Raw genomic sequence first — 26,369 nt, 5'->3', positions numbered from 1 at the left:
CCCATATGACGCCCAGTTGGCCTCAAGCAACACGCCATCAATGCCGGCGCGCGCCGACCCGCGCCAACCCCGCTCCCGCGTTCGCTGCGCTGCTGCTCGCCGTCCTGCTTCCGCTCGCCGGGCTGCTGCTCGGAACGGCCATGGCACAGACTGAACCGCCAGCAGAGACCGGGTTGCGCATCCAGCCCACGGTCTTGCCCGCACAGATCGAGGCTAAGCTCAAGGCGCTGGAGGAAAACCAGGATCTGTCGGAAGACACCGAGAAACAGCTGACCGAACTGTATCGCAGCGCCCTGAACAACCTGGAGCAACTGGACAGCTTTCAGATGCAAGCCAGGAGCTACTTCGAGACCTTGGAACAGGCCCCAAGCGAGGCTGCTGCGTTGCGGCTCGAGCTTGAATCGCTGACCACGCCGAGCGACCCACCGATCGCGCTGCCGGAAACCCTGACCATCGCCGACATCGAACAGCTGCTGGCGCGCGAGCAGGCCGAAGCGGCCTCGATCGAAGCCCAATTGAGCAATCTGAACGAAACCCTGAGCGCTCAGTCCGACGAGCTCGTCAGCGTGCGGCGGCGACTCACCGAGGCGCCTCAGGAGCTCACTGAGATCGACGAAGCGCTCAAGCGGCCACAGCCCGAGGGACAGACCGAAGAGACCCGCCAAGCCCGCGTCTGGGCGCTTGAGACCGAACGCGATGCGCTGCGCGCCGAGATGTTGATGCTCGATCAGCAGATCCTCAGTGCCGACGCCCGCCGGCAGCTCGCTGAAGCCCAACGCGAGCAACGCGCAGCGGCACTGCAGCAGCTGCGCCTGCGCCGCGCCTATCTCGAGAACGAAGCGGATCGGCTCCGTAATCTGGAGGCTGAGCGTGCGCGTCAAGAGACCGAGTCCGCCGAGCGTGAGCTTGGCGATGCCGACCCGCTGTTGCGACAGCTTGCCCAACAGAACCGTCAGATCAGCGAGACGATCAGCTCGGTCACTGATGCCCTAGGTCAACTCGACGAGCAGCAGGCCGGGCTGGAAGAGAGGCTGCGGGAGACCCAGACAGACCTCAAGGATGCCCGTGCCCGCATCAGTGCCGCGGGCCTGAGCCAAGCGGTTGGGCAGATCCTCGTCGATGAGCGCGCTGACCTGCCAGACGCGAGCAGTTTGCGTAAGCAAGCCGCCGCACGCGCGGAGAAAATCGCCGAGCTGACGCTCAGCCAACTGCGTCTGACTGACGGGCTGCGCCGGATTGAGAACATCGATGAGGCGGTGGCTCGAACCCTGCCCGATGCTGAGGAAGCGGACGATCTGGCAGCTGAGCAGCGCGCGCAGCTTGAATCGCAATTGAGAAAGCAGCTGCTGCGGCAGCGCGACCTGCTGCAGAGGGCGTTGCGGCTCCAGGAGAGCTATCAACGCGCGATCGGCGACCTCGACTTTACCGCTGAACAGTACGCTGACCTGGTCAATCGATACCGCGACTTCTTGGCCGAGCACCTGCTCTGGGTGCGCAGCGCCAAACCGATCACCCAACAATCTTTTACCGCCCTCCCAGAAGCCCTTTGGTGGATGATCGCCCCAGCGCATTGGGCAAGCGTTGTCGACAGCTTAGCGGAAGCCATGAGCTCATCGGCGCTGCTTTGGATTGGCCTACTGCTGGTGATTGGGCTCTTGGCATCCGGCCCCTGGATGCGTCGACGCATCCGCAGCTATATCGAGCCGATGCGCCGCATCAGTACCGACCGATTCGGCTACACCGTCTCGGCGCTGGGTCTGACGCTCTTGTTGGCGTTGCCCTGGCCCTTGCTCAGCCTTCTGCTAGGCTGGCAGCTGAGCCTCTCTCAAACAGCTTCCCCGTTCGCGCTCGCCGTTGGAGAGGGCCTGCTCAGAATGGTGATCCCGTTCTACTATCTCCGAGCATTTCGCCTGCTGTGCATGCCGGGCGGCGTCGCCGCTCGACATTTCCGCTGGGGCTCAAGGACGCTCTTCGAGCTGCGCCGCGGCTTCCAGATCGCCGCGCTGCTGCTGCTACCGATTGGGTTCATCGCCGAGACGATTAGTCAAGCCCAAAACCCCGCCTTCGATGGCACTCTGGTCCGGCTTGCGTTGGTGTTGCTCTGTCTCGGACTCGCGGCACTCACTGCCTGGCTGATCCACCCGAGCCGCGGCGTCTTTCATAGACTCCTCGCCGAACAGCCGGAAGGCTGGCTCAACCGGCTGAGGTTCATCTGGTACCCACTCGCGGTGTTCATGCCAACCGCACTCGCCGCCCTGGCGCTGGCTGGCTTCATTTACACCGCTGGCACGCTGCTAGCCTCCGTCGCCGCCCAACTTTGGCTCGCCCTTGCACTCGTGGTGCTGCATCAGCTGATCGTCCGCTGGCTGATCATCACCCGGCGTGGTCTCGCACTTGAGGCCGCACTTGATCGGCGCGCTCAGCGCGAAGCCCAGCGTGAAGCCCTGGAACAGGGTGCGCAGCGGATCGACCCAATTGACGATTCCGTCGACTTAGCCGCATTGGACAGCCAGACTCGAAAATTGCTCAACAGCAGCATGACGATCATGGCGATGGTCGGCGTTTGGATCATTTGGTCGGATGTCTTGCCCGCGCTGAACCTGTTTCATCAAGTCACGCTCTGGCACTACACCGCAACGGTTGATGGGATTAAAGAGTTAGTGCCGGTCACGCTGGCTGATATCGGGCTCGTCTTGGTGACTGCGACGGCAGCACTGATCGCGGTCAACAACCTCCCAGCCCTACTCGAGATCTTGCTGCTGAAGAACACGGAGGTCAGTCCCAGCGGGCGCTACACCCTGGTGACCCTGACCCGGTATCTGATCACCGCGTTTGGCCTCCTGCTGATCGTCACCACCCTGGGCTTGCAGTGGTCCCAGGTGCAATGGCTGGTCGCGGCCCTGAGCGTGGGTATCGGTTTTGGGCTGCAGGAGATCGTTGCAAACTTTATCAGCGGCTTGATCATCCTGTTCGAGCGGCCAGTCCGAGTGGGCGATACGGTCACCATTGGTGATACCACAGGCACCGTGACACGCATCCAGATCCGCGCGACAACCATCCGCAACTGGGATAAACAGGAGCTGCTGGTCCCGAATAAGGAGTTCATCACCGGGCGATTGCTCAATTGGACCCTGACTGATCAGATCAATCGCTTGGTCATTGCGGTCGGCATTGAATATGGTAGCGATACGCGAAAGGCGCTTGCGCTGTTGGCAGAGGCTGCCGCCGAGCATCCCAAGATTCTCGATGACCCAGCCCCCCTCATCACCTTCGAAGGCTTTGGCAACAACGCCTTGAACCTGTTTCTCCGCTGCTACCTTGAAACGCTTGAGTTTCGACTGACCGTGATCACGGAGCTGCATCAAGCCATCGACGACAAGTTCCGCGCCGCCGGCATCGGCATTGCCTTCCCGCAGCGCGACCTCCATCTGCGCTCGGCCGCGCCGGTCGAGATCATGATGCGCGGACCAACCCTCGCCGCTGGCCCAGCGCCAACAGGATCAGCGCCAGCGGATTGAGCCTGAATAGATCTAGGCTGGTCTTACAGGGACTGGCTGCCGCATGCCATTGCCCTGCCCGTGGACGATAAAGGCGACTATACTCAGGCGCCGATGCCGCCAACGCTACCGAGGATCGCATGGCCGACGCCGCCGTTTCCGTCGCCCCATCAGCCGACAGCTCGCCATCCGCCCCCGCCGACAGCTTCGCCGCCGTCGACCTGGGCTCGAACTCGTTCCATCTGCTAGTCGCTCGGATCGATGGCGGCACCCTTCAGGTCATCGATCGCTATAAGGAAATGGTCCGTCTTGGCGAGGGGCTGACCGAAGACAACTATCTCGACCCCGAAGTCGCCGAGCGCGCCCTCGCCTGTCTTGAACGGATCGGTCAACGCCTGCGCGGCCTCGACCCCACCAAGGTGCGTGTCGTCGGCACCAACACGCTGCGTCAACTGCGGCCAGAAACGCGTTTTATTCAATACGCCGAGGCCGTGCTGCAACATCCCATCGAGGTTATTGCCGGGCGCGAGGAGGCGCGTTTGGTCTATCTCGGCGTTGCCCATGGACTCGCCATCGGTGACGAGAAGCGCTTGGTGGTCGATATTGGTGGTGGCAGCACCGAACTGATCGTCGGCCAAGGATTCAGCGCCACATTGCGCGAGAGCCTCCACATGGGCTGCGTCAGCATCTCGCGGCGTTACTTTGCCAGCGACAAGATCAACGCCAAGTTGATGGACCGGGCCGAGCTGGCCTGTGCGTTGGAGATTCGCCCAGTCCGCGAGCTGTTTCGCCAATCCGGTTGGACCACGGCGACCGGAAGCTCCGGCACCATCAAGGCCATCGCTGCGGTCATCGCCGCCGAGGGCTGGAGCGATGACGGCATCACCGCCGAGGCGCTGACCAAACTGCGTGAGGCCATGATCGAGTGCGGCAAGGTCTCGGCCCTTGAGCTCAAGGGCCTGAGCGAAGAACGTCGCCCGGTCTTCCCCGGCGGCGTGGCCGTGTTGCGCGCGGTCTTCCAGAATCTCGCGATCGAAACGATGCGGGCCTCGGACGAGGCGCTGCGCGAGGGTCTGATCTACGAGATGGTGGGTCGCGTACACCATGAGGACGTTCGCGAGCGGACCGTCGCGACCCTCTGCCGGCGCTTCGACACCGACCAAGAGCACGCCGGGCGCGTCCGTGGCACGGCACTCGAACTCTACGAGCAGCTGCGCGAGCGCTGGGCACTGGACCACGACAACTATCCGAAGATGCTTGGCTGGGCGGCCGATCTGCATGAGATCGGGCTCGCCGTCTCGCACAGCCAGTATCAGAAGCATGGGGCCTATCTACTGCGTAACGCCGACCTCTCTGGCTTCACCCGCCAAGAGCAAGATGCCCTGGCCGCCCTGGTCTTGGGGCATCGTCGCAAGTTCCCCATCGATGTCTTCATGGCGCTGTCGCGCCCTGCACGCGAGTGCGCGCGCCGACTGACCATCCTGCTGCGGCTGGCGGTCCTGATGCATCGAGGCCGCTCGCCCAGCGCCGAACCCAACCCCCAGGTCGAGGCTGACGACGAGACCCTGCGGCTGCGTTTTCCGCCGCATTGGCTCGACGACCACCCACTGACGCGGTTGGAATTCGAGGAAGAGGCCACGCGGCTCGCAGCCGCAGGCATCACACTAGATGTTGGCTAAAAACCACGGGCTTGAGGTGCATCACCTCTTGCGGAGTCACCCAACCCAAGCCTGCTTGCTGGTAGAATCCCTAGGGGTGAGGACTCAGGCGCTGTCACTCAGATCTCGCCGAGCCTCGCCACAGGCTTGCCCGATCGTTCGTCAACCCAAGAACGCCAACCACCACACCGAATTAACGGAGGACTCTCAACCATGGCCAAACTCTTTTCCGCAGAATGGATGAACCAGCTCAAAGATGCATGGAACAACGATCCGGAAGTCAGCGGGAAGCTCGCTGAGATCGGCTTCAACTCCATCATTTCTTGTGGGTTTAAGGACGAGGCGAACCCACGAGGCGTCTTTGTGGTCGAGAACGGCGTCTGCGTGCGCGCCGGCGATTGGGCTGATGAGAGCCCGGATTGGGATATGCGCGCCGACATGAAAGACTGGCTGAAATGGGTCGAGAAAGGCATCGGCATGGTCGGCATGGGCACCGCCTACGCCACCGGCAAGCTCAAGTTCAAGACTGGTGATTACGGTGCCATGATCAAGGACCCGCGCATGGCCGGGCCATTCGTCAAAAGCTTCAACCTGATGAAGCAGATTGGCGCAGACGAACTCAGCTGAGCCGGGAGCGCTGCTCCCTTGGGTGGCGCTGGGCTGAGCCTGGCGCAGCGCCATCCCAACGTCAATGCGGCTGATCTCCGTCTCAGCCTGCTCGCAACCCGCCACCGGCGGGTTTCTTTAGTGCCGTTCAACCAGCAACCAACTTGCTTGATCCTGCGCATTCCTATCAACCTACACACTCGTCTCTTGCGCCATATCACGGACGAAACGACCGTTGCAACGCATCCTTAATGGTCACGCACAGGCCCCTAACGCAGGGCTTGCGCGATTGATCACCGACAGGAGAGCCACCCTATGCGCGGTCACCGCCACGATTCGTCTCCGCGGCTCATCAGCCGATATGTCTTAGCAGGCCTGCTCGCCCTTGTGCTGGGTGTCCCGGCCCAGATGGTCAGCGCCGATGCGAGCGGTTGGCCCACGCCACCGACCACGATCGCCCCACCTCAGATCTCCGGACCGCTGCGTGGCGGTACCGCCGACCACACCAAGTTCGAGGCGCTTAAGGGGCCGTTCGCCAACGGCTCCGAGGTGACCCAGGTCTGTCTCAGCTGTCATACCGAGACCGGCCAGCACTTCATGAAGAACATTCATTGGACCTGGTCCTATCAGGACAAGAACACCGGCCAGCAGCTGGGCAAGCGTTACCTGATCAATAATTTTTGCACCAACTCGCGCGGCAACGAGGGGATGTGTGCGCAATGTCACGCCGGCTATGGCTGGAAAGACGAGACCTTCGACTTCACGGACGAGACCAAGATCGACTGTCTGGTCTGCCACGAGACCACCGGCACCTATTACAAGACCCCTAACTCTGAGGGTAGCCCGGCCTGTTCGGTGATGTTCGAAGGCAAGCCGCCGATCGACCTCGCCGCCGCCGCACAGAGCGTCGACCTACCCCAGCGCGCCAACTGTGGCGCCTGCCATTTCAACGGCGGCGGCGGCGACAATGTCAAGCATGGCGACCTATCGACTGCGCTGAAGCAGCCACCGCGCACACTTGATGTGCACATGGGTGTCGACGGGCTGAACTTTGCCTGCAGCGCCTGCCATGTCACCAACAAGCATGTCTGGGCCGGGAGTCGCTACAACGTGGTCTCGAAGGACACCCAGGGCACCGGACTCCCTGGCCAACGCACTGATGTTGCCACCTGCGAATCCTGCCATGGACTAGCCCCACACCCGGTCGACTCCATCGCGGCCTTCAAGCTTAACGATCATGTGCAGAGTATCGCCTGCCAAACCTGCCACATCCCCGAGTTCGCACGCGGGGGCGTGGCCACCGTGGTCGACTGGGATTGGCGCACCGCCGGCAAGACCCTCGATGGCGAGGGCTATCACGAAGAGGGTTATATCCAGGGTAACGGCGGCCACCGCTATACCTATAAGTCGATCAAGGGCAACTTCGTCTACGACGAGAACATCATCCCCGAGTACGACTGGTTCGATGGCCAGATGGTCTACACCACGATCGACACTCAATTCGACCCCAACGCCGAATCGATCGAGATCAATGGCTTCAGCGGCTCACGCGGGGATGGGCGCTCGCGGATCTGGCCGTTCAAGCGCATGCACACCTGGCAACCCTATGACAAAGGCAACGGCACCCTGGTCTATACGCATCTCTGGGGCGAGGACGAAGCCGCCTATTGGGGCAACTACGACATGGGTGCCGCGATCGAAAAGGGCATGGCCGACTTCGGCCTCGACTACTCCGGCGAGTTCGGCTTCATCGAGACCCTATCCTGGTGGCCGATCACACACATGGTGGCGCCCAAGGAACAGGCGCTGGCCTGCGGCGACTGTCACGCACCGAAAAACAGCCGTCTCGCCGAGGTCAAGGGGGTCTATCTGCCCGGCCGCGACCGCAACCGCTGGGTCGATATCATTGGCACACTCCTCGTCGCTGGCACCCTGGGTGGCATCCTCATCCACGGCGGCATCCGCATCTTCTCGCCGAAGGGAGACCAACACTGATGGCGCTTCGTCACGTCAAGATCTTCAGCATCTTCGAACGCTTCTGGCACTGGTCCCAGATGGTGCTGATCATGCTGCTACTGATCAGCGGCTTCGGTTTGCACGGCTTTCATAAGCTGCTGAGCTTCGAGCATGCGGTGACCCTGCACACCCTGGCCGCCTTCGCCTTGCTGCTGCTCTGGGCTTTCAGCGTCTTCTGGCTCTTCACCACCGGTGCTTGGCGGCACTTCATCCCGACCAGCAGCGGCCTCTGGCAGGTCCTGCGCTTCTACGCCTACGGCATCTTCAAAGGCGAGCGCCATCCCTACCGCAAGGCCTACTGGCGCAAACACAACCCGCTGCAGGCGCTGGCCTATCTGGTGCTCAAGATCGTGCTGTTTCCGGCCATCTGGGTCAGCGGCCTGGCCTATCTGTCCTACTACGCTTGGCGCAATCTGCCCAATGCCCCAGCCTGGCTCGAGAACATCGCGCTGGTGCATACCGCCGCCGCCTTCGCGATCCTCGCGTTCGTGCTCATCCATGTCTATCTGCTCACCACTGGCCATTCCTTCCGCGACCATGTGATGCCGATGATCACCGGCTTCGATGATGTCGACCTCACGCCGGAAGAAGAGGCCTATCTGCGCACCGATGAGCCGTCGCAGATCCGTTAGCGGATCTAATCGATCCGCATAGATAAAGATGACCGACTCAATGTGCTCGGTACATTGCCGACCTCGTCCATATCATCAATGATTCGCCGTGCACTTGGCTTATCGAGCTTTTTCAGCCGTCGCTTGGCCTTATCGGTGTATTCAATCGTCCAAGCCAAGCGCCATCCTCACATCCGCAGCCGAATATACAAGCTCTTCACCCTTGCGCACGCGCTCGAAGGCTTCAGGCAGTCGAACAGATGTCGCCATAATGATCTCCCAAAACAAAAAAGGCTCCTCGCGGAGCCTTTTCCAGTATTGATGCACGAGGAGAAAGCCGCGCTCAGTTGCGCGACTTATCGACCAACTGCTTCTCGCGAATCCAGGGCATCATCTCGCGCAGGCGGCTGCCAACCTGTTCGATCTGATGCTCTTGCGAGAGGCGGCGCATGGCCTTCATCGAGGGTGCGCCAGCTTGGTTTTCAAGCGTGAACTCCTTGGCGAACTGACCGTTCTGGATCTCGCGCAGGATCTTGCGCATCTCCTCGCGGGTCTCCTCGGTGATGATGCGTGGGCCGCGGGTCAGATCGCCATACTCGGCGGTATTGCTGATCGAATAGCGCATGTTGGCGATGCCGCCCTCGTAGATCAGATCGACGATCAGCTTGACCTCGTGTAGGCACTCGAAATAGGCCATTTCAGGCTCGTAGCCGGCTTCGACCAGGGTCTCGAAGCCCATCTGGATCAGCGCGGTCAAGCCACCGCAGAGTACGACTTGTTCGCCGAAGAGATCGGTCTCGCACTCCTGACGGAAGCTGGTCTCGATGATGCCGGCACGGCCGCCGCCATTAGCCGAGGCATAAGCCATCGCGATATCCCGCGCCTTGCCGCTCGCGTCCTGATGCACCGCGATCAGACTCGGCACGCCGCCGCCCTGGGTATAGGTGGAGCGCACCAGATGCCCCGGCCCCTTGGGCGCGATCATGATCACGTCCAGATCGGCGCGCGGCTCGATCTGGCCGAAGTGGATGTTGAAGCCATGCGCGAAGGCCAGTGCCGCGCCCTGCTTGATGTTCGGCGCCACCTGCTCGCTGTAGAGCTTGGCTTGGTGCTCGTCGGGCGCTAGGATCATCACCACGTCGGCACCGCTGACCGCCTCCGGGATGTCCTTGACGGCGAGACCCGCATCAGCGGCCTTGGCGGCCGAACTGGAGCCAGTACGGAGGCCGACGACAACATCGACGCCCGAGTCCTTGAGGTTATTGGCATGGGCATGGCCCTGCGAGCCATAGCCGATGATGGCGACCTGCTTGCCTTGAAGCAGCGAGAGGTCGGCGTCTTTGTCGTAATAAACATTAATAGCCATGATGGTCCTGGTCTCTATCTTGGGTTGATATTCGTGAACGCCGAGCGGCCTCGGCTGAACCGTTGTTAATGGCTGCCTCGGGTCGTGTTACCCTGGGCCGCGCGCCAGAGCGGCGCGGCGACTCACAGCGTCAAGCCCTTGGCGCCGCGCAGGATACCCGTCGGACCGGAGCGCACCACCTCGGTGATCAGCCCCTCGGGCACGGCTTCGATGAAGGCATCGAGCTTGCGCGAGGCGCCAGTCAGTTCGACGATGTAGCTCGCGTCGGTCACATCGATGATCTTGGCGCGGAAGATCTCGGTCAGGCGCTTCAATTCTTCGCGGTCGGGACCGGCGGCCTTGAGCTTGATCAACATCATCTCACGCTCGATGTGCTCGCCCTCGGAGAGATCTTGGAGCTTGACGACATCAATGAGCTTATTGAGCTGCTTCTTGATCTGTTCGACGATGTCGTCATTGCCGCGCGTCACCAGGGTCATGCGCGAGAGCGACGGCTCATCAGTCGCCGCGACGGTCAGGGATTCGATATTGTAGCCGCGGGCCGAGAACAGGCCGGCGATGCGCGACAGCGCACCCGACTCATTCTCCACCAGCATCGAAATGATGTGTCTCATACCTGCTCTCAGGCCTTAGGCCAGCTCCCGCTCGGACATGGTCGGCGGCAGTTCCATCTCGTGATGGCCCTTGCCTGCACAAATCATCGGATAGACGTTCTCGGATGGATCGACGATCACGTCGAGGAAGACGAAGCGATCCTTCATCGCGAAGGCCTCGCGCATTGCTGCTTCCAGTTGATCCGGCTTCTCGACGCGCATGCCGACATGGCCGAAACTCTGCGCCAAGGCAACGAAATCCGGCAGGGCGTCGACGTATGAATGCGCGTAGCGGCTCTCGTAAAAGAATTCCTGCCACTGGCGCACCATGCCCATGTAGCCGTTGTTCAGCAGCACGACCTTGATCGGCAGACTGTACTGCTTACAGGTCGCCATCTCCTGGATGCACATCAGGATGCTCGCTTCGCCAGAGATGCAGGCCACCTGGGCATCAGGGTGGCCGAGCTGCACGCCCATGGCCGCCGGCAGACCGAATCCCATAGTGCCAAGGCCGCCTGAGTTGATCCAGCGGCGTGGTTTATCGAACGGATAGAACTGGGCCGCGAACATCTGATGCTGGCCGACATCCGAGGTCAGATAGAGGTCGCCGTTGGTGACCTTATAGAGCGTCTCGACCGCGAACTGCGGCTTGATCATCGGACTCGAGCGGTCATAGCGCAGGCAGTCGACGCCGCGCCAGGCGTCGATTTGCTGCCACCAGGCCGCGAGCGCGGTCTGGTCCGGGCGCCCGCCGCTTTCACGCAGCACGCCGAGCATGTCGGTGACGACACTGCCGACCGGGCCGACGATGGGCACCTGTACCTTGACGTTCTTCGAGATCGATGAAGGGTCGACGTCGACATGGATGATCTCGGCATGCGGACAGAAGTGCTCGATCTTGCCGGTGACCCGATCATCGAAGCGCGCGCCGATCGCGATCAGGCAATCGGTCTCGTGCATGGCCATGTTGGCCTCGTAGGTGCCATGCATCCCGAGCATGCCGAGGAACTGCTTGTCGGTCATCGGGTAGGCGCCCAGCCCCATCAGGGTGCTGGTGATCGGGAAGCCGAGCGCGCGCACCAAGTCGGTCAGCGGTGCCGCGGCATCGTCCAGGATCGCCCCGCCGCCGGTGTAGAAGATCGGACGCTTGGCATCGAGCATGGCCTCGACCGCCTTACGGATCTGTCCCAGATGGCCGCGCTTGGCCGGGTTATAAGACCGGATATTGAGATCACGCGGGTAGATGTAGGGGATCTTGATCGTCGGATCAGTCACATCCTTTGGGATGTCGACCACGACCGGGCCAGGGCGACCGGATTGCGCGATAAAGAAGGCCTTGCGGATGGTCTCCGCGAGGTCCTCGAGCCGCTTGACCAAGAAGTTATGTTTGACGCAAGGCCGCGTGATGCCAACGGTATCGACCTCTTGAAAGGCATCACTACCGATCACAGGTGTTGGCACCTGACCAGTGATCACCACCATCGGGATCGAATCGAGATGCGCGGTGGCGATGCCAGTCACCGCATTCGTGGCCCCCGGACCCGAGGTCACCAGGCAGACGCCACACTGACCGGTCGCACGCGCGTAACCATCCGCCGCGTGCGTCGCGCCCTGCTCGTGGCGCACCAGAACGTGCTTGATCGCATCGCCACGTTGGAACAAGGCGTCATAGATGTGCAGCACCGCGCCACCTGGGTAACCGAAGACGTATTCGACCCCTTCGTCGATCAACGCCTGAATGGTTATCTCAGCACCGCTCAGCATCGGTGCCTCGGCTGCAGCGCTGGCACCCACAGGCTCCTGGTCGACAGCTTCAGCGGTGTTGGTAAGGTCAGGCCCATCGGCCAGATTGGATTGCACGCAGGCGTCCTCCGTACGGATCGACTCGGCGGCTTTGAGACGCAGAGTTGCGCCCGCAGCCACCGATGCAGCGACCGGTGAGATGTCAAGTATGCCGAGCAGCGCCTCTCGCAACGCCCAGCCGAAAGGCGATAGTTGTGGGGCTCACAAAGGCTTGACAAGGTACCGCACGCCGACTCGGCGCTAGAAACACTGAGACTTGCTTGACCAAGCGAACGTCGCCGCAAGCCCAATCGGCTAGCCCCAAGCGGTAAACAGTCAAAAATACTAAATAACTGCTCCACCGGTCAACTACTTCGGGGAAACCCGTTCACTGAGCACATTGACTGAGCGCCTTCGAAACGACTTGGGCAGCGGGGAGATTTCGATAGACCCCATTTGAGAGATCGCTGAAAATACCGAGGTCGCCTAAAACGGTCTCGGCCAAGCCGCGCCGGGCATGGCAGGTTGTCATCAAGAGGTCCACTGGTCCATGAACACGCTGACTGATTTCAGTGCTCCCGCGCGCGGTCTGATCGTGGCGGCTGCCTTCGCCTTAGTCGTGATCGTCTTGAAAATGGCCTCGTCGCTGCTGGCACCGATCCTGCTCGCGACCTTCATCGCCATCGTCGTGACGCCGGTATTGGGTTGGATGCGGGGCAAGGGCGTGCCGAAATGGGCCGCCTTGGTGGTCATCGGCTTCGTCCTGATCGACATCGGCAGCCTCTTGGCGCTGGTCACCTCCGGCGCCGTCGAGGGCTTTCGCAACAGCATCCCGACCTATCAAGATCGCCTGACCTTGCTTGTGAGCCAGCTCGGGAATTGGCTCGAGGCGGTGGGCATGGATCAGTCAGGCGATGCGGTCCCTAACCTGCTCGATCCGAGCAAGCTCATGGTTGGCGTGCGTCTGCTGTTGTCGAACGCCAGTGGCATCTTCGCCAACGGCCTGCTCGTCCTACTGACGGTTATCTTTATCCTGCTGGAGGCACCGACGCTCTGGGCCAAGCTGCATGCGGCCTTCTCGCTGACGCCCGAGGGTGAAGAGCGCATCCGCCGGCTGTTCAGCTCGATTAACCGCTACATGCAGATCAAGGCGGCGACCAGCTTCGCCACTGGCGTCTGTGCCTATGTGCTGCTCTGGCTCCTCGGCGTCGATTTTGCGATCTTCTGGGCCATCCTGGCTTTCTTCCTGAACTTCATCCCGGTGGTTGGCAACATCATCATGATGATTCCACCCGCGTTGCTGGCGTTGGTCCAGGCCGACCTCTCGACCGCCCTGATGGTCATCATCGGCTACTTGGTCATCAACACCGCCATCGGCAACATCATCGAGCCACGCATCATGGGCAAGGGGCTCGGCATCTCGACATTGGCCGTATTCTTGGCGCTGCTGTTCTGGGGCTGGCTGTTCGGCAGCGTCGGGATGTTCCTCGCCGTGCCTCTCACCGTGACCTTGGTCATCGCCTTGGATGCGAGCCCAACCACCCGTCCCATCGCCATCCTGCTCGGCCCGGAGGTCGAGACAATGCCCCCGCCCGACCAGGTCAATCAGCCGGTGCTGGATGCCGTTGCGATGGATGAGCCGACTGATCATGGGCACTGAGTGCTGATCGTCTCTATCGCGCGTCAGGCTGCCCAAGCCATGCGCATGGTGTCACTGGCCTGGAGCTTGTGACGGCGCCCGCATCGGGGCGTGGCAACGCCACGGGGATCTGCGACTGAGATCACGACCTGCAGCGCGGAAAAGGACGATGCTATGATGATCAGGAGCCATGATCATGGCAGCGCGCCAAACAGCTAACCCAGGCAGGACAGGACAGCGTGGCAGAGGATGTTGTAGGAGCGAACCCGCAGACGCAGTCGATCGTCCACCAGGCCTTACGCTGCCCGGTTGGCGCCCTGCAACCGGCGCCCGCGGCGGCGCTCAAGCTGCTGCAGGTCACCCGTTCGGAGAACACCGGCCTCGACGAGATCGCTCAGCTCATCGAGACCGAGCCGGCACTCGCTGCCAAGGTGCTTAAGCTCGTCAACTCGGCCTACTACGGCTTCCCCCAGCGTATCCCGTCGATCCACCGGGCGGCCACCTTGCTCGGGTTATCGACCTTGCGTCAAGCGACCCTACATCTGTTCTTCTACGAGAGCATGATCCAGAGCGACACCAAGCGCGCTTTCGATCGCCTCTTCTTCTGGCAGCACAGCCTGCTAGTGGCCATTCTGAGCCGCGGCATCGCCGAGCGCCTCGGCCACGAGGACCCCGATGAGCTCTATGCCGCCGGCCTATTGCACGATCTCGGCAAAGTCATCTTGGAATCGCACGGCAAGCTCAGTTACAGCGAGTTTCTCAGCACCGCGGGCACCAGCGGCAAGGCCACAGGCGACGATGAGCGCCTCTTCTTCGGCATCGCTCACGACCGTCTCGGCGCGCTGCTGAGCGAGACCTGGGGGCTACCCGACGTCGTCTGCCGGGCTCAAGCACTGCACCATTGCGGACTCGCGGAGAGCCATCTGGAGAGGCCGCAAGCCCAAGAGGTCGCCATCGTCGCGCTCGCAGACTTCATCGCCTGGACACAAGGCCTCGGCTCGGTTCGCACCTACACCAGCCCGTCTCTAGCGCCTGAAGTACTCGAGCTGATCGAGCTGGAGCAGCTCGGGCTCGCTGATCTACTCTCCACGGCGGATCAAGAAATGACCGAGATCGCCACCTTCTATGGACTGCGCTTCCCATCCCCGTTACAACTGCGCGCCAATGTAGTGACCACCGCGCTGGCCCTGGTCAACGCCAGCCAGTCCGCGACCCACCCTGTCGGTCGTCAACCGATCAAGAGTGCCACTGCCCCCCACCAGAGCCTCAGCCCTGACGTCTTCGTGCCGCAGACACTGCGCGCGCTGCAGCAGGAATTCGCGCTCTCGCATCTGCTCCTGATGCAGGTCGAACCGAAACGGCGCCGCTTCGTCGCCACCCATGGGCTGCCCGAGCTACCGCAAGGCGGGCAGCCGCCGGGCGTCCAGATCGTCTTCGATCGGCTGGCCGGCGACCTGATCCTCTGTCTGCGCAAGCGCACTGCGGTGATGATCCACGACACCCCGCCCAATCACCGCTTCTTGAGCCTGCTCGGAGCGTCCGTCGCAGCCGCCATCCCGGTGATGAGTCAGGGACGGCTGCAAGGCATCATCTGCCTCTACGACCCCGAGTCGCAGCGGCCCCCGGAACCCTCCGTGCTGCATGAGATTCAAGGCGTCGCCGGCGAGCTTGGCATCGCGCTCGAGCGCAGTCGCTTGTTCGCAATGGAGCGTGCCAAGGCGGAGATCGATGCCCTGACCCGACTACCCAACCGCAGCGCCGTCGACCGTTTCTTACAGGAAGCCTTCGCGCAACTCTCCTCCGGGCGTCATTTCGGCATCGGCTTGGTCGACATCGACCACTTCAAAGCCTTCAACGATACCTTCGGCCACCAAACCGGCGATGATGTGCTGCGTATCGTCGCCGACACCATGCGCGGCTTGACCCGTCCCGGCGACTTCCTGGGCCGCTACGGCGGCGAAGAATTCCTGTTTGGCCTGATGTCACCCAGCGAGTCAGGCGCTGCCAGCTACGCCGAGCGTATCCGCCGCGAGATCGCTCGACGCGGACGGATGCTTGAGGCCCGTTTTTCCGGCCACCCGCTCAGCGTCAGCATCGGCATCGCCCATTCCAGCCACGGCTACGTGGATACCAAGAGTTTCGTCGCTGCGGCTGACAAGGCCCTCTACACCGCCAAGTCGTCGGGACGCAATCGCGTCTGCGCGGCTTGGACCCAGGGGACTGCGGCAGGCGCGCACTGACCCGTTGACCGCGATCGCCAACCGTTCCTACTATCCCCAAGACACTTGGCGCAGCCACTGCGACAACCTCCTGACCCGCCCAATTCCTCACCTGGGGCATCGTTGTTGATAGCGCTGGTGGTCCTGATGCTGACCTGGATAGTCTGGCTGTCCGTGCGACCTGACTTACAAGGTGCCTGACTCAAACCTTAGCTTGGAGACAGATGCCGATGCCATACCTGCCGCGACCCGATGAAGACCTGCTCCAGCGGCATCTGCGCGAAGTGCGGCAATTACTGACAAAACAGCAGCTGGTTGAGGATGTGACACGACGACAGCGCATGGCGCATCAGCGACTGGTCGAGAACATCACCCATCGGCAGAACCTGGCGCGGCTGCAGCGCAAACTGGACCGCCTCCATCCGGCAGATATTGCTTACATCCTCGAGTCGCTGCCATTGGATGAGCGGCTTTACGTCTGGGATCAGGTCAAAGCGGACAAGGATGGCGACATCCTGCTCGAGGTCTCGGACGCGGTGCGCCCAAGCCTGCTCGAGAGCATGGACCCTGACGAGCTCAAGACCGCGGCCGAGACCCTGGATGCCGATGAGCTGGCCGATCTGATCCCGGATCTGCCGACGGATCTCGCCCAGGAGGTCTTGACCGCCCTCGATCAGCGCGAGCAAGCGCGGGTCCGCGAGGCGATGTCCTATGCCGAGGACACGGTCGGCGCCTTGATGGACTTCGATCTGGTCAAGGTCCGCGAGGATGTGACGCTGGAGGTGGTGGCGCGTTATCTGCGTCGTTTCGATGCCTTGCCAGATCATACCGATAAGCTGTTCGTGGTCGATCGTGATGAGCGCTTGCGCGGTATCCTCACGCTTGAGGCGCTGCTCATCAACGAGCCAGAGACCCCCGTCAGCGCGGTGATGCAGGCCAGTGAGCTGATCCTGTTTCGCGCCGAGGATGAGGCGCGCCAAGCCGCGCATGCCTTCGAGCGCTACGATCTCGTCTCGGTGCCTGTCGTCGACAAACAGCGGCGTCTGGTCGCCAGGCTCACCGTCTCCGATGTGGTCGACTACATCCAAGAGGAGAACGAGGCCGAGATCCTCAGCCAGGCCGGTCTGGAGGAAGAGGAGGACATCTTCGCGCCAATCCTACGCTCGGTGAAGAACCGCTGGGCCTGGCTGGCGATCAATCTGATCACCGCGGTGATCGCCTCACGCGTGATCGATCTGTTCGAGGGCTCGATTGCGCAGTTGGTCGCACTGGCAGCCTTGATGCCGATCGTCGCCGGCATCGGCGGTAATGCAGGCAATCAGACCATCACCATGATTGTGCGCGCGATCGCGATGGGGCAGGTGCAGCCCTCGGCTTGGCGGCGGCTGATCGTCAAGGAGCTGGGCGTGGCGCTGATCAACGGCCTGGTCTGGGGCGGCGTGATCGGCGTCTTTGCCGGGGTGGTCTACCAGAATCTGCAACTGGGGGTGGTCATGGTCGCGGCAATGACATTGAATCTGCTCCTTGCAGCAACAGCAGGCGTGCTGATCCCACTGCTGCGCCAACGCTTGGGTCGAGATCCTGCGCTCGGCAGCTCGGTGATGATCACGGCCCTGACCGACTCCGGTGGATTCTTTATCTTCCTCGGGCTGGCAACGTTATTTCTGTTGTAGCGTGCAGACCGGAGCGCGCAGTTTAGCCGCCTAACCTGCCGGCTTGTGACATCAAGTAACGTCGTCGGTATCATCCTGGGTTTGGGTCAGAAAGGAGCAGTCAGTTGCAAAAAAGGAGTTCAGGGCTTGCCGCCTATGCGTTGTTAATGGGCCTATCGAGTCTTCTCCTGGGCCTGTTTCTCTGGACGTCGTATCAGCGGACCTTGGAGCTTCAGGAGAGCCGCCTAGCCTTCTCCTCTGAACTGATCGCTGAATGGATTCGCGGCGCCTTCGTCGCCTCGGACTATCTGTTGCGGGACATGGTCGCCCAGATCGACCCGAATGCACTGCGCTACCCGCATCCCAATCCCGAGGCCCATGCCGATCTGAGCCAGCGGCTCGAGCAACGCCGCAAGACCTTTCCCCACGCCTTCCTGTATGGCGCGTTCAACCGACACTGCGTCGTCACACAGGGCAATGGCGATCTCGGTTATGACGCCAGCGATCGCGAATACTGTCAGCGCTTGCAGGCTGATCCTGAGCTCGACAGCCTAGTCACGCGGGGCTATCGCGCCAATGTCGGTCCGGTGAATGTGACCCACGCACGCGCCCTGCGCGCCGAGGACGGGACCTTTCTCGGCTTGGTGGCGATCGCCCTGAAGACCGACTTCTTCAGCCAATGGCTGGCCCGCATGGGGACGGGTCGCCTCGATTCCCTCGCGATTGTGGATGACCAGCACATGCTGCTGGCACGTTACCCGCCCTTGCCGCAGGCGATCGGGCAGTTGGTCGATAACCCAAACTTGAGCGACTTCCTGGCCTCCGACGAGCCGTTTCGGGTTGCCTTGGTGCGCTCTCCACTGGACCAAAAAAACCGCTACTTTGGTTCACTGAAGGTTGAGGGGACGCCCTTCGTGATCATCTTAGGCATCGATCACGCCGACTGGTTGGCGGACTGGTATCGCCTGGCCGGGCTGGCAGTGTTGGGCTGGATCTTGATCATGGGGTTGGGGTTTATAGCCCTGCGCAACTACCTGCGTTTGCTCGAAGGTCGCAGCGCGTTGCAGCAGCAGGCGCGCACTGACTCTTTGACTGGGATCGCTAACCGTTTCTACTTCACGACGCTGGCGGAACGCGAGATCGCGCGGGCGCAGCGTGCTTGCGGCTGGATCTCGCTGCTGTTGCTCGATGTCGATCGCTTCAAGACCATCAACGATAGCCATGGTCATCATGTCGGTGATCGCGCCCTCAAGACCTTTGCCGCCTGCTGTAGCCGTGTCACCCGCGCCGAGGACGTCGTTGGCCGTTGGGGCGGTGATGAGTTTGTGGTGCTCATCAGCCAAGATCAAACAGCGGCGCTGGGTCTCGCCGAGCGCCTGCTGGAGGAGATCCGGACAGCAAAGATCCTCAATGATCAGGGCGAACCTCTGAGCCTAAACGCCAGTATCGGCGTCGCCTGCTTGCGTGCCGATCACCCTCTGGACCTCGATGCCTTGCTGCATCAGGCCGATTTGGCCATGCTGGATGTGAAGCGAACCGGGCGTGGACGGATTGGAGCCCTGTCAGACTCGGCCGCCTTGAGCAGCGGTTAAACCCTCATCCTAGCGATCGGCTATGCTGCCGACCTAGCAACCCACTGCAGCGATTTCTGCGATGCCCACTCTTATCATCAAGACCAACGCCACCCTTGAGTCAACGGCAACCGAGTCGTTCATCAAACGCGCCTCCGCCCGTGTCGCCGAGCTGCTCGGCAAGCCGGAGCGCTACGTCATGGTGATCCTCGAGCCAACCCCCGCCATGTGCTTTGGCGGCGAGACCAGTCCCCTTGCCTTCCTGGAGCTGAAGAGCCTGGGGCTGCCCGAAGATCAGACCCCAGCACTCTCGGCTGCACTCTGCGAACTGCTCGACGAGACGCTCGAGATACCCTCCAACCGGGTCTACATCGAATTCGCCTCACCGCCACGCCACCTGTTCGGATTCGACGGCAAGACCTTTTGATCCAAAGAGGAATGACAACGCGCCGCGAAAGCTTGGGTCCTGCTGCGGGCCTTGATCATTAAGTTCGTTGCGCCAGGCAAAGCCTGGAAGGAGGGGAAGAGAGCGAACGGATAAGCGAATCGGAAACTCCTTGTTGCGGCCCAACGGGTGCAAGTCCCGAGCCGGTAAGGACTGACCATCCACCGGAACCGAGTGTGGCGTGGTGCGGGAGTGATCCCGCCTGCGAAGCGAACACAGGGGGCGTGTAGGCTGTGTGATAGAGCCCCGATACTGATGTCAGCGGAGCCGACGTAGTCGAAAGACCGGAAGGCAACCGTCTCGACATTGAAACGGTCTGATGACGAGACTCCGCCGGGGTCGAAGAGCAGGGCATGCACGCACGGGTCGCCCAGGAACCTGGGAGGGCTCAGTCGTTCCTTGAGTGAAACGCGGCGCGGGCACCGCGAGAGAAGCGGCCCAGGTCTGTCGGTGAAGGTCCACCCGGCAGGAGCAAACAGGACCGACCTCAAGGTAGCACCAAGCGAAGGCCAGAGGTGCGGTGCGAGGGCGGCTGAGCAGTCAGAGTCGGCTGATCGTACCGCCGAGCGTGGGGAACGCACCCGAGCGGACCCACGGGAGGGAAGCGGCCGATCGGTTGAGACAACATCGGGAGGGACAGATGGCGCAAACATTGAGTTGCGAGACCATCACAACGAAACAAGCGATGATCGCGAATCTGGCGAGACAGGCACCCGAGATGGTGCTGACCACGTTGGCGCACCACATCGACCTGATGTGGCTGGAAGAAGCGTACCGGCGGACGCGCAAGGATGGCGCGGTGGGTGTGGATGGCGTCACTGCCGAGGCGTACGAAGCCCGGTTGCACGAGAACCTGAGCGACCTGCTCGATCGGTTCAAGAGCGGCCGGTATCAGGCGCCACCGGTGCGGCGCGTCTACATCCCGAAAGAGGGAACGGCGAAGAAGACCCGCCCGATCGGCATTCCCACTCTGGAAGATAAAATCCTCCAACGGGCGGTGCTGATGGTGTTGGAGCCGGTCTACGAGCAAGACTTTCTGGACTGCTCTTACGGCTTTCGCCCGGGTCGCAGTCCCCACCAGGCGCTGCAAGCGCTCTGGGATGGGGTTATGGACCTGCGCGGCGCCTGGGTGATCGATCTCGACATCCAGGACTTCTTTGGCAGCATGGAACGAAGCCATCTGCATGCCTTTCTTGACCAACGGGTACGAGACGGCGTGATCCGTCGCGTGCTGGGCAAATGGATGCAAGCCGGGATCATGGAAGACGGGGTGATCAGCCAACCCGAGCGGGGGAGTCCCCAGGGTCATGTGATCAGCCCGCTGGTGTCGAATCTTTACCTGCATGAAGTCCTGGACCGCTGGTTCGAGGACACGGCCAAGCCGCGCCTGCGCGGGCGGGCCTTTATGGTCCGCTTTGCGGATGATGCGCTGCTGGCCTTTGAGCGGGAAGATGACGCCCGGCGGGTGATGGAGGTCTTGGCCAAGCGCTTGGCGCGCTTTGGGCTGACGCTCCACCCCGAGAAGACCCGCCTGGTGGACTTTCGTCGTCCGCCCTGGCGGCGAGCAACGCGGCGCTCGCAGCGCGGGCGCAGCTTCGAGTTGCTCGGCTTTACCCATTACTGGGGACGCTCCCGAAAGGGACATTGGGTGGTGCAGCGCAAGACGGCCAAAGCCCGCTTCAGTCGCGCCGTGCGACAGATCGGGCAGTGGTGCCGCCGCCATCGGCATCTGTCGGTGGCGGAACAATGGAAGGCACTCAGTCGCAAACTGCTCGGCCATGACGCCTACTATGGAATCACCGGTAACGCGCGAGCGTTGGTTCGGTTCCGACAGGCGGTGCGCCGTGTCTGGATAAAGTGGCTGAATCGCCGCTCCTATCGGCCCTCGCTGAACTGGGAGGCCTTCAACCGACTGCTCCAACGCTACCCCCTGCCGCCCATCCGCGTCGTTCATAGCCACTATGTCGCGTAGCGACTGCTCAACCGAGGAGCCGGATGCGTAATGTGGCGTTGCCTGTTATGTGGCGTCCCGTCGCGCAGAGGCCGTAGATACTGATCTACGGCCAGCCCGGGCGCCACATAAACGACGCCTACAACGATTGGAGAAATGCCATCAAGGAGGCGTCGTCAGCCCAATGCTTCCCAGGTATCGTATCGCCTGTGAGGTCGCATTTTTCTAACGCCTTGGCCTTCATCTCCAGGTCGAACTCGGCATAGACGTGCGTGGTGTTGATCGAGGCATGCCCGAGCCAAGCCCTGATCGTATTGATATCCACGCCGGCGCGCAGGAGGAAGACGGCGGTGGTATGGCGAATCGAGTGCGGGCTGACGCGCTTACTCGCCAGCGAAGGGAACTCGGCCGCTGCTTTTTGAGCGCAACGCTCCACCAGCGTGTGGATGCCAAAGCGCGTGATCGGTTGGCCGCATCGGTTAAGGAACACCGCCTCGGTCGGCGCGCGTTCCGCCACCAAGGGCGCGAGCGTCTGCACGGTCGTCGACCAAAGCGGGCAAAAGCGGATCTTGTTGCCTTTGCCGAGCAGCCGGGCCGAGGGTTGAGCCAAGTCGAGGTCGGCAATCATCAGCCCGGCCGCCTCACTCGCCCTGGCCCCTGAGTTGAACAGGAAGAGCAACAGCGCATAATCGCGCCGCCCTTGGTGAGTCGTGCGATCCGGCGCCCCAAGCAGGGCATCCATTTCCGGTTTTTCCGTACATTATGTGGCGTGCTACATAAGATGCGGTAGTCCCGCATGTCCGGATCTGTGGGAACCGCGGGTGCGTCAGCACCCGCGGTGACACGGTTCCACCCCTCTCACGCGGCCATCGGCGTGAGGTAGGAGACCTTCGGCGCGCACGCTCGTCGTCGGCGTGGCCGGGGTGGCAGAGGCACCCGCTCGAGCAGTTGCTCGAACAAGGGCGGGGGCGCCCGGCCAAAGAAACGCTCAGCGGCGGTGGTCTGATCCGCACGGCGGATGTAGAAGTTGTGTACCGCCGTCAGGGCGGAGAGCTTACGTGCACTGAGGCGATGGCAGCCGTGGTGGAAGAGGGAGAGCTGACCGTTGCGCCCCTCCACAGCAGAGCTCGAGCGCTGGAACAGGTTGGCGCAGTCGCTGGCGACCTGCTCAATCTCCGCGCGCTGAGTTGCCTCCAGGGCTTGAATGGGGTGATCTGCCGCGCGCAGCGGTGCGAGCCTCTGCGCGCTCAGTGCCGCGAGGCATTGACGCGCCTCGGCTCCCGAGCATTTTGTTGCGACGCGTTCAAGGTAGATCGCCGGGATCCGTTGCTCGAGCACGGCGGTCTCAAGGTCGGGCGCCAGGTTGAGCGCCTCGACACGCTGATGCACGGTGGCAAAAAAGAAGGCGATCGTTGTCAGCAGGGCCGTGTTCAAGCGCTTGGCCTTCTGTAAGTGGGCACGGGCGCGTGCCGGCAAGTCGGCCGCCTCGGCGAGGGCCTCCAAGCGTTGCCAGATCGCGTTCAGCCGTTCTCCCAAGCGCTCAGGTGGTTGCGCCTCACCGCGCTCCAGATCAAAGGGATGGTAGGCTTCGCCGAGGGCGCGGATCAACGTCTTGGCCTCCTCCTGACGCGCCTGCGTCTGATCCCGAGCGACGGCCGCGGCGGCCCACCGCTGCAGGGCACCTTGGATGCGCTGAGCAAAGGCCGGCGGACGCCCCGGGCCATGGCGCTGCTGGCGGTACGCCTGTTCGGCCTCGCGCTCGGCCTGCAGTTGTGCCTCAGCCGTGGCCACCTCGGCGTCGGCCTCGCGCACCGCCCGCGCCAGTGACAGACCGGTGCCCTTGGCCACCTCGTGCTGCAGATGGAACAGGTCCGGGGAATGCTGGGCCTGATGATCGTGCTCGATGTGCCGGCGCAGCGCCGTGGCTTCATCCGAGGTGCCCTGCACCAGGGTGATCGGCAAGCCCGCGCAGGCCGCGGCCAGCGCCTGGGTCCAGGTCGCCGCGGTGCGATCCTCAGCGTACTGCTCCAACAGGATGAAGTTCGAGACCGGCTCGAGCGCCACCAAGCAGATCGCCGGGTGGAAGGTCTCGTCTTCGCAGACGGTCATCTGCCGGGGGGCCATGCCGGCGGCCAGCGCCTGGCGCTGCTCGGCGGCGATGTCGACCACCGCCTGCTCGAGCGCGGCATTCAACGCCTGCTGGCTGCCGTAGGAGGCACCGACGAAGGCCGATAAGCCGCTCAACTCCAAGACCTCACTGACCAGGCGCACGCCGCCACCGGCGCGCAGCGTAATGACGAAGTGGATCGCCAGCACCAACTGATGCAGCCAGTGCACACCGGCTTCGGTGGCGATGAACGCGGCTAACGCCGCCGGCGCGTCGCCAACCGCTAGCGCCGAATGCGACCAATCGCGCAAGGTACTGCGTGGGCAGCCGATCGCGGCGGCCGCTTGGCGTTCGCTCTGAGCTGCGGCGCACGCGCTGGCCGCTGCGGTGAGCGTCTGCGCCCGCTCCAGACGGGTCGCGGGCTTCATCGCGGCGCCTCTGGCGAAGCCGCCAGGACTGGGCTAAAGTCATCAGTGGCAGAGCCTTCGAACATCTCTTTCGACCCTCGGTGAGCTTCCACTTCCAAGGGTAAGAGATTTCGGAGGGTCTGCCATCCCCCTTCTGGGTCATCTCGCAGCGCCGCACTGGGTTTTGGACGGAGTTGTGATCAAGGCCGCATTTACTGCGATTTTTCGGACATAACTCATCACCTCATCGGGTATCAAACGTGCATCGGAAAGCCAGTCTGGTTTCATAGTAAATCTCCTTAATATGGGATTTGCTCGATGTATTTGACCGCCGTTTAAGATTTTGGTTCAATTAGAGCAGCCCTTTTAAGGTGCATAAAAGCAACATTTAAAATCAGCGACTTACGATTCCATGTGAATCTGCCGGTCACCGAACCACGCGATCCGTCGCAAGCACCTTGACGAAGAATCAGGGGCTTGCAGTCAGGTGAATTTCGTCACCTTAAAAGGGCTGGATTGAAGATCTTGGCATAACGGCGGATGAACTCGGCTTCAGTCTGGACCCTTAGCTTGCCGTTGACGACGAGCGAGTACCTGACCATGGTAGCTATGCGCTTGATCTCATGGTCTTTGACGGCGGTCTATAATGGCTCGAAGAAAGCTTGTACCTCGGCCTCCGTGAGGCCAATTGCGGAGAATCTGTCCTCGCTTGAGGCCCAATTACTGGCAGCACCATGAGCGCGAGGAGACCAAGGCGAGTGAAGGTACGCGGAAATCGTTTCAGAGGTGAGCAATTCATCTACTGTTCTCCAAGTAGCGTCTGAATCCGTTGCTGTAGTTCAACGAGGAGTGATCGTTCCTGATCGGTCAGTGGCTTTTCCACCAGCGTTGCGATCGCTCCGATCGCTTTGCGGATGTTGCGTTCTTCTATGTTTATCCCGGTCAGTTCTTCTGTCGCTCCCTTTTTGTTTTTTCCTGCATCTCGAACTCGGCGAATATCCGCAATCGTCAGATCCGAGTTGCGGTAACGCTTCCACAGACGCCTGACTACCGGTTCATCCTTGATGCTAGAGAGTTCAATTAGAATCGATTTTGGCGTATCAGCTACAACGCTCTCCTGTTTGATGTCATCCGGTAGCGCTCGGATCTTCAACAGCTGATTGAGGGATGCACGGCCCATCCCTAGCATCGCCGCGAGGTCACCTTGCGATAGCTCGGCCTCAGCCAGTAGGGTCGCAACCGCATCGGCCTCTTCGAGCGGTTTCAAGTTCTGCCGCTGGATATTTTCGATCAGCGCCGCGGCTCGCGCATCGAGATCATCGCGCACAATCGCCTCGATGGTCTCAGCGTTGTTTATCCGTGCTGCTCGCCAACGGCGCTCACCAGCAATGATGATGTAGCCGGTACTGTCAGGATTGCTACGGACGATGATTGGTTGAATCAGCCCTTTCTCCTTGATCGTAGCAGCAAGTTCTTTGAGTGCGTCCTTATCGAAATGCTTGCGCGGTTGGTTTGTATCTGGCTCGATCTCATCGAGTCGGATGGTTGCAACCACGGGTGCATTCACGATGGAATTTCCAAATAATCCGTTCATTATTCACCTCGACTTTAGGACTTTTCGGCCCCTTAGGCCGTCGCGGCAAGCTGATCGAGCAAGCGCTTTAGGCACTGGGGTGATATTTGGACAGGGTCTTGCGCGCTGGCTGAGTTGTCGAAATAGGTTTCGCCCCAAATCCGGCGCCGGACCAAAGCCAGGCAATCGGAGCACGTTGCCTCCGGCTTGAGGTAGCAGGCGCTCGAGCGCGCCAGGGTGGACCAGTGCTCCCGCCAGCGATGCACCATCAGACAGACTAGCGAGAACAGGACCATGCGCTCTGACGTGGTGCGGGCGATGGCCAAGTCGCTCCACTGGCGCTGGATTGCCACGACTCGAGCGCACCGCATCCCGATACACCCCCTTTGGCTCGGATGCGCGGCCCGAACTGCTGTTCCAAGGTCTCGTCAACCACCATCACGATCGGCAGACTGGACGGCAGCAGGGCCAGCAACAGCCTCAGTAGGATCTGCGCGCCGCGCAGTCCCGACCAGCGCACGCGGTTGAGCACCCGATAAGAGCGCTCGAAGCGCCGCTCGCCCGAGCGGCCAATCGCGCGCAGCGCTGCAGCCACGGTGCGCGGCCCCTGCGCAAGCAGGGTACCGATCACCAATACCTGGGAAGGCGCTCAGCTCGGGCGCGTGAACAGCACGGT

General features: G+C 61.8%; 18 protein-coding genes. 11 read left to right on the top strand and 7 right to left on the bottom strand.

The features are described 5' to 3' along the window. The first annotated feature begins 5 nt into the window (after window positions 1-5). The 5 genes from VBE63_RS08585 (at window position 6) to VBE63_RS08565 (ending at window position 8,409) form a co-directional block, all read left to right on the top strand. Window positions 6-3,518, top strand: coding sequence for a mechanosensitive ion channel domain-containing protein (locus VBE63_RS08585; protein WP_323682601.1), 3,513 nt, complete (start codon window positions 6-8; stop codon window positions 3,516-3,518). A gap of 119 nt (window positions 3,519-3,637) precedes the next feature. Next, on the top strand, window positions 3,638-5,176 hold the full coding sequence (ppx, locus tag VBE63_RS08580; protein ID WP_323682600.1) for an exopolyphosphatase: 1,539 nt from the start codon (window positions 3,638-3,640) through the stop codon (window positions 5,174-5,176). Between the two features lie 192 nt (window positions 5,177-5,368). Further along, a complete protein-coding gene (locus VBE63_RS08575) occupies window positions 5,369-5,782 on the top strand; it encodes an SCP-2 sterol transfer family protein (protein WP_323682599.1) in 414 nt (137 codons plus the stop codon). Window positions 5,783-6,169: 387 nt separating this feature from the next. Then, the gene (locus VBE63_RS08570; RefSeq protein WP_323682630.1) at window positions 6,170-7,756 is read left to right on the top strand and encodes a tetrathionate reductase family octaheme c-type cytochrome; all 1,587 of its coding nucleotides are present in this window, start codon (window positions 6,170-6,172) and stop codon (window positions 7,754-7,756) included. Next, window positions 7,756-8,409 (top strand): cytochrome b/b6 domain-containing protein, encoded by a 654-nt coding sequence (locus VBE63_RS08565; protein WP_323682598.1) that lies wholly within the window; start codon window positions 7,756-7,758, stop codon window positions 8,407-8,409. The genes VBE63_RS08570 and VBE63_RS08565 overlap by 1 nt, the downstream gene beginning before the upstream one ends. Window positions 8,410-8,731: 322 nt before the next feature. Here the strand turns inward: VBE63_RS08565 and ilvC are convergent, their stop codons facing one another. The 3 genes from ilvC to ilvB all read right to left on the bottom strand — a co-directional run bounded on the left by ilvC (window position 8,732) and on the right by ilvB (window position 12,111). Further along, window positions 8,732-9,748 carry a ketol-acid reductoisomerase gene (ilvC, locus tag VBE63_RS08560; RefSeq protein ID WP_323682629.1) on the bottom strand — a complete coding sequence of 339 codons (1,017 nt, stop codon included), beginning with the start codon at window positions 9,746-9,748 and terminating at the stop codon, window positions 8,732-8,734. A 128-nt stretch (window positions 9,749-9,876) separates the two neighbouring features. Then, complete coding sequence (ilvN, locus tag VBE63_RS08555; protein WP_323682597.1) at window positions 9,877-10,368, bottom strand: acetolactate synthase small subunit; 492 nt, start codon at window positions 10,366-10,368, stop codon at window positions 9,877-9,879. 15 nt (window positions 10,369-10,383) lie between these two features. Then, complete coding sequence (gene ilvB / locus VBE63_RS08550) at window positions 10,384-12,111, bottom strand: biosynthetic-type acetolactate synthase large subunit (RefSeq protein ID WP_323682628.1); 1,728 nt, start codon at window positions 12,109-12,111, stop codon at window positions 10,384-10,386. Window positions 12,112-12,679: 568 nt separating this feature from the next. Here ilvB and VBE63_RS08545 point away from each other — a divergent pair. From VBE63_RS08545 to ltrA, 6 genes are all read left to right on the top strand, one after another. After that, entirely contained in the window at window positions 12,680-13,789 is a 1,110-nt protein-coding gene (locus VBE63_RS08545) for an AI-2E family transporter (protein WP_323682596.1), read from the top strand. A 218-nt stretch (window positions 13,790-14,007) separates the two neighbouring features. Next, window positions 14,008-16,008, top strand: a complete 2,001-nt coding sequence (locus VBE63_RS08540) for an HDOD domain-containing protein (protein ID WP_323682595.1) — start codon at window positions 14,008-14,010, stop codon at window positions 16,006-16,008. A gap of 209 nt (window positions 16,009-16,217) precedes the next feature. Beyond that, a complete protein-coding gene (gene mgtE, locus VBE63_RS08535; RefSeq protein ID WP_416274526.1) occupies window positions 16,218-17,660 on the top strand; it encodes a magnesium transporter in 1,443 nt (480 codons plus the stop codon). A 104-nt stretch (window positions 17,661-17,764) separates the two neighbouring features. Beyond that, window positions 17,765-19,231 carry a GGDEF domain-containing protein gene (locus VBE63_RS08530; RefSeq protein WP_323682593.1) on the top strand — a complete coding sequence of 489 codons (1,467 nt, stop codon included), beginning with the start codon at window positions 17,765-17,767 and terminating at the stop codon, window positions 19,229-19,231. Between the two features lie 61 nt (window positions 19,232-19,292). Then, the gene (locus VBE63_RS08525; RefSeq protein ID WP_323682592.1) at window positions 19,293-19,637 is read left to right on the top strand and encodes a phenylpyruvate tautomerase MIF-related protein; all 345 of its coding nucleotides are present in this window, start codon (window positions 19,293-19,295) and stop codon (window positions 19,635-19,637) included. A gap of 658 nt (window positions 19,638-20,295) precedes the next feature. Next, on the top strand, window positions 20,296-21,627 hold the full coding sequence (gene ltrA, locus VBE63_RS08520; RefSeq protein WP_323682591.1) for a group II intron reverse transcriptase/maturase: 1,332 nt from the start codon (window positions 20,296-20,298) through the stop codon (window positions 21,625-21,627). A gap of 118 nt (window positions 21,628-21,745) precedes the next feature. Here the strand turns inward: ltrA and VBE63_RS08515 are convergent, their stop codons facing one another. The 4 genes from VBE63_RS08515 to VBE63_RS08500 all read right to left on the bottom strand — a co-directional run bounded on the left by VBE63_RS08515 (window position 21,746) and on the right by VBE63_RS08500 (window position 26,327). Next, the gene (locus VBE63_RS08515) at window positions 21,746-22,348 is read right to left on the bottom strand and encodes a tyrosine-type recombinase/integrase (RefSeq protein WP_323682590.1); all 603 of its coding nucleotides are present in this window, start codon (window positions 22,346-22,348) and stop codon (window positions 21,746-21,748) included. Window positions 22,349-22,464: 116 nt separating this feature from the next. Beyond that, the gene (locus VBE63_RS08510; protein WP_323682589.1) at window positions 22,465-24,141 is read right to left on the bottom strand and encodes a DUF6399 domain-containing protein; all 1,677 of its coding nucleotides are present in this window, start codon (window positions 24,139-24,141) and stop codon (window positions 22,465-22,467) included. Window positions 24,142-24,919: 778 nt separating this feature from the next. Next, a complete protein-coding gene (locus VBE63_RS08505) occupies window positions 24,920-25,714 on the bottom strand; it encodes a ParB/RepB/Spo0J family partition protein (protein WP_323682588.1) in 795 nt (264 codons plus the stop codon). A 256-nt stretch (window positions 25,715-25,970) separates the two neighbouring features. After that, window positions 25,971-26,327, bottom strand: a complete 357-nt coding sequence (locus VBE63_RS08500; RefSeq protein WP_323682587.1) for a hypothetical protein — start codon at window positions 26,325-26,327, stop codon at window positions 25,971-25,973. Window positions 26,328-26,369: the final 42 nt, after the last annotated feature.

The organism is Lamprobacter sp. (genome assembly GCF_034860625.1).
GTDB lineage: Bacteria > Pseudomonadota > Gammaproteobacteria > Chromatiales > Chromatiaceae > Lamprobacter.
Note: the sequence above shows the minus strand (reverse complement) of the source record. Positions and strands in the feature narration are given on the sequence as shown.